Genomic DNA, 4391 nt, shown 5'->3' on the forward strand with positions numbered 1-4391 from the left:
CCGCGAAGAGCTCAGCCCCGTAAGGGCCCGTCCGCCCCACCCCGCCCCCGCCCCACGGCAGCCGGAGCCAGGGGCTACGGACGCACCCCCGTGCTGAGGAGCGCCGAGATCCGGTCGGCCGGCACGGGCCGGGAGTAGAACCACCCCTGGCCCGTGTCGCAGCCGATCCGCCCCAGCCGCTCCGCCTGCTCCGCGCTCTCCACGCACTCCGCCGTCACCGTGAGCCCCAGACGGTGGGCCAGTTGCACCAGCGCCTCGACGATCGTCTCGTCGGCGGGGTTGGGGTGCTCCTCGGCCCGGAAGCCGTGGACGAAGGAGCCGTCGAGCTTGAGGGTGGAGACGGGCAGCCGGCTGAGGTAGGCGAGGTTGGAGTAGCCGGTGCCGAAGTCGTCGATGGCGATGGCGACGCCCATGTCGCGCAAGGCCTGGAGCTGCTGGAGCGGCCGGCCGGCCGAGCCCATCACCGCCGACTCGGTGAGCTCCAGCTGGAGCAGCCGCGCCGGCAGCCCCGTCTCGGCGAGGATCCCGGCGACGTCCGCGACCAGGTCGGAGTCCCACACCTGACGCACCGCCACATTGACGCTGACCACGAGCGGTTCGCCGGGGTGGTCGAGCTGCCAGCGGCGCCCCTGGCGGCACGCGGTCGCGAGGATCCAGCGGCCCAGCGGCACGATGGCGCCGGTCTCCTCGGCCAGTCCGATGAACCGATTCGGCGCGAGCGTCCCGTACTGCGGGTGCCGCCAGCGCACCAGCGCCTCCACACCCCGTACGACACCGTCGCCGAGCCCGACCAGCGGCTGGTACTGGAGGACGAACTCCCCCCGTTCCACGGCCGGCCGCAGGGTGTTGGACAGCGCCTGCCGGGTCATCCGGTGGGCGTTGCGCTCGGGGTCGAAGAGCGTCCAGCGGGCCTTGCCGTCGGCCTTGGCCCAGTACAGCGTGGTGTCGGCGGCCTGCATCAGCTCGGTCGCGTGCGTTCCCGCGGCGGGGCGTTCGACGACGCCGATGCTCGCCGACACCGCCAGCCGCTGCCCCGCCACCTCGAACGGGCGGGTGAGCGCCGCCTGGACGGCCGCCGCGAGGGCGACCAGCTGCTCCGTGCCCGCGGACTCCTCGACCAGCAGCGCGAACTCGTCGCCGCCCAGCCGGGCCACCAGATGCCCGTCCGGGGCCGCGCACTCCGTCAGCCGCCGGGCGACCGCGCCCAGCAGCAGGTCCCCGGCCCGGTGGCCGAGGGTGTCGTTGACGGCCTTGAAACCGTCGAGGTCGAGATAGCAGAGCCCGACCCGCCCGCTGCGGGGACGGCCGTCGGGGTGCGGCAGGGCGTCCGGGGGAGGCACGCCGTCCGGACAGGGCACCCCGCCCGGACGGCGCGTGGCGTCCGGGCGGCGCGTGGCCTCCGGACGCCGTGCGGCGGCCGCCAGCGCGGCGGCCAGGCGTTCGAAGAACAGGCTCCGGTTGGGCAGCCCGGTCACCGGGTCGTGCATCCGCAGATGCCGCAGCCGGGCGCGCAGATCGCGCCGGTCGGTGACGTCGGCCACCGACAGCAGGGTGTCGTGGGTCTCCGGCAGCGAGGTGACCGTCACCTCGGCCCACATCTCCCGGCCGCCGGGCCGTCTGAGCCTGCGGGTGCAGAGCAGCCGGTCGCGGCGGCCGAGCAGGATCTCGCGATAGGCGCTCCAGGCGCGGGGGTCCTCGCGCAGTCCGGCGAGTTCGGCGGCGGGGGAGTCCCGCAGCAGGTCCGGGTCGGTGCCCAGCAGCGCGCCCAGGGCGTCGTTGGCGGTGCGTACGAGGCCGTCGCGGCCGACGACGGCCATGCCGAGCCGTGCGGCCCGGAAGGCGGCGCGGAATTCGTTCGACGTGACATCCGAAACATTCGAAGCGCCATCCGAAATGGCATGACGTTGCGTGACGACTGGCGGCGTGGGGTCGGGCGGACCGCCCTGGCCGTCGAGTGTTCCGCTCAACGCTCGCTCCCGCGTGACAGTGGTTCCGCACGGGGCCCGTGCGGGGAGTCGTATGTCTCGTACGCGTGGTGGAAAAGACGGCAAATTGCCGCCTGTAGGGGGATTCCGTGCTGGAAGTGTGGCGAGCATAGAGCCCGCGCAGGGACCGTTCCAGCGGCCCGGCCGCGAGGGGTGGAGCCGTCGGCTTGGGTCCGACCGTTTCTGTCCGTCCATGCGCGTCCGCGCACACTCACGCCTGAGGCTGGATGGTTGCGTCTAGTCGATTGACCGTCCGTGACTGAGTGTGATGTACCCAGAAGTCGGCTTAGTCACTCGACTGGGGTAGTGAAACGGGGCATAACACCGCAAATAACAAGAGGGTGGGTGAGGTCTCCCGATTCCGTCCCCGGAGGTCGACGTGGTGCGTCCGCTGACACCCATGGGAGTGGACCAGTCGCGGCCGCGCCGCGCGGAGCGGTCCCGGCTGCGCCGCGTGGGCGCGGTGCTCACCTGCCTGTGCGCGATCGCCACGACCGTGGTCGCCGCACCGGCGCACGCCGTGGGCCCCGGCGGCCCCTGTGCGCTGCCCCGCAGCCAGGCCCACCACTCGGAGGGCCTCGACACCTGGAATCAGGACTACCCCCGGCCCGTCGGGCGGCTCGACGCCGTGATGGTCTTCCTCTCCTTCCCGGACTCCAAGCCCTTCGTCACCCCCGACCGGCTCGCCGCCGACCACTTCCCCGGGACCTCCCGCTTCTTCGAGCGCGCCTCCTACGGGCGGTTCACCCTGCGCGTCCACCCGCTGAAGAAGTGGTTCCGGATGCCCCGGCCCTCGGGCGACTACCACATACAGCGCGACTGGGACGGGGAGCAGCGCTCCGCCTACCTGCGGGACGCCATCGCCGTCGTGGACAAGGAGGTCGACTTCCGGCGCTACAGCCTCGTCTATCTGGTCGCCGACCCCGACGCCCCCGGTGTGGACTCCGACGCGACCAAGGTCGTCAACCTTGAGGAGCCCATCCAGGTCGACGGCACCGAGCTGCGCCGGGTGGTCACGGTCTTCGAGCACCATCCACCGGACCGCAACGTTCTCGCGCACGAGACCGGTCATGTCCTCGACCTGCCCGACCTCTACCACCGGCCGACCGACGGCAAGGGCGACTGGGACACCCATGTGGGCGACTGGGACATCATGGGCAGCCAGTTCGGGCTCGCCTCGGAGCCCTTCGGCTGGCACAAGTGGAAGCTGGGCTGGCTGGCTCCGCGCCAGGTGGACTGCGTCAGCGGACCGGGCACCACCGTGCACAGCGTTCAGCCGCTGGAGTCCCCCATGCGTCCGGGCCAGGACGCCCGCACCCGGATGGTGGTGGTCCGCACTGGGGTGACCAGCGCCATCGTCGTCGAGGCGCGCAGCGCGACCGGCAATGACTCGGGCACCTGCACCGAGGGCGTCCTCGTCTACCGGGTGCGCAGCGACACCGCCTCGGGCGGCGGGCCCATCCAGGTGCTGGACGGGCATCCGGGCGGGCACGCCTGCTGGGGCGAGTCCGTCTACCCGCCGCTGGCGGACGCGCCCCTGGGGGCGGGGGAGACCCTGGAGGCGGACGGGGTGCGGGTGGAGGCGCGCGGGCATATGACGACCGGGGCGTGGACGGTCCGGGTGACCCGGCGCTGATCGTCCACGCGTCGTGGAACGAAGCCGAAGCGGAACATCGCAGCGGAACGCCGAAGGCCCCCACCTGAGGTGGGGGCCTTCGGCCGTCTGTGCGCCGCCAGGGACTCGAACCCCGGACCCGCTGATTAAGAGTCAGCTGCTCTAACCAACTGAGCTAGCGGCGCCTGCTGACGTGGAAGACTTTAGCACCCCGATCCGGTGTAAAGAAAATCCGTATGTTTCACCCCCCGGTGGAGATGGGTAAGGAAGTCGCCCGGGCGGCTCGTACACAGGCCCAGAGCAGGGCGTCGGCGCCCGGCAGCCGGGGGTGGCGCACCTCCGGGGCGATCAGCCAGCGGGCGACGGCCGGCGTGGGCTCGCTCCCCTCGGGCGGCGGGTAGAGCGGGGGGACGGTCACGGCGTCGCCCGTGCCGTAGCAGAGCAGCGGGGGAGCCGTACGGTCCCGGCGGCCCCACTCCTCCCAGGCCAGCAGCGCGGGCAGCCGCTGGGCCGTGCCGGGCGCCGCGAACAGCAGCAGCCTGCCGCGCTGGGCGGCCACCGGGCCGGAGCCGGGCCCGCCGGGCGACCACAGCCGGGCCAGTATCCGCCGGCCGAAGAGCGCCGGGGCGTCGATCACGTCGAACACCGTGCCGCAGGGGAGCGCGACCGGGGCCAGGGGGTCGTCGGCCCACCGGGCGTGCACCTCGTGCGGCACTCTGCCGGCGGAGGCGAGCCAGTCGGCCCCGGCCAGGGTGACGTGGGCGTGGGCGGGCGGCGACCAGGAGGGGGAG

Annotated in this window: 3 protein-coding genes and 1 tRNA gene; 1 reads left to right on the top strand and 3 read right to left on the bottom strand. The window is 73.0% G+C overall.

The window, feature by feature from the left end:
• Positions 1 to 74 precede the first annotated feature (74 nt).
• Positions 75 to 1817: a bifunctional diguanylate cyclase/phosphodiesterase gene (locus tag K6I33_RS32375; RefSeq protein WP_229358150.1), complete on the bottom strand. Its 1743-nt coding sequence runs from the start codon at positions 1815 to 1817 to the stop codon at positions 75 to 77.
• A gap of 568 nt (positions 1818 to 2385) precedes the next feature.
• Here K6I33_RS32375 and K6I33_RS32380 point away from each other — a divergent pair.
• Positions 2386 to 3621, top strand: coding sequence for a M6 family metalloprotease domain-containing protein (locus K6I33_RS32380; RefSeq protein WP_229358152.1), 1236 nt, complete (start codon positions 2386 to 2388; stop codon positions 3619 to 3621).
• 90 nt (positions 3622 to 3711) lie between these two features.
• On the opposite strand, the gene K6I33_RS32385 is transcribed toward K6I33_RS32380, so the two are convergent.
• Positions 3712 to 3785, bottom strand: a tRNA-Lys gene (locus K6I33_RS32385).
• Between the two features lie 56 nt (positions 3786 to 3841).
• A partial coding sequence (locus K6I33_RS32390) for a bifunctional DNA primase/polymerase (RefSeq protein WP_374286405.1) occupies positions 3842 to 4391 on the bottom strand: 550 nt, incomplete at its 5' end.

This window comes from Streptomyces sp. UNOB3_S3, from assembly GCF_020740895.1.
GTDB lineage: Bacteria > Actinomycetota > Actinomycetes > Streptomycetales > Streptomycetaceae > Streptomyces.

What these genes read in the sequence shown, in the direction of transcription:
- K6I33_RS32375 (WP_229358150.1), bottom strand. Translation starts at nt 1,817, where the DNA reads ATGGCCGTCGTCGGCCGCGACGGCCTCGTACGCACCGCCAACGACGCC.
- K6I33_RS32380 (WP_229358152.1), top strand. Translation starts at nt 2,386, where the DNA reads ATGGGAGTGGACCAGTCGCGGCCGCGCCGCGCGGAGCGGTCCCGGCTG.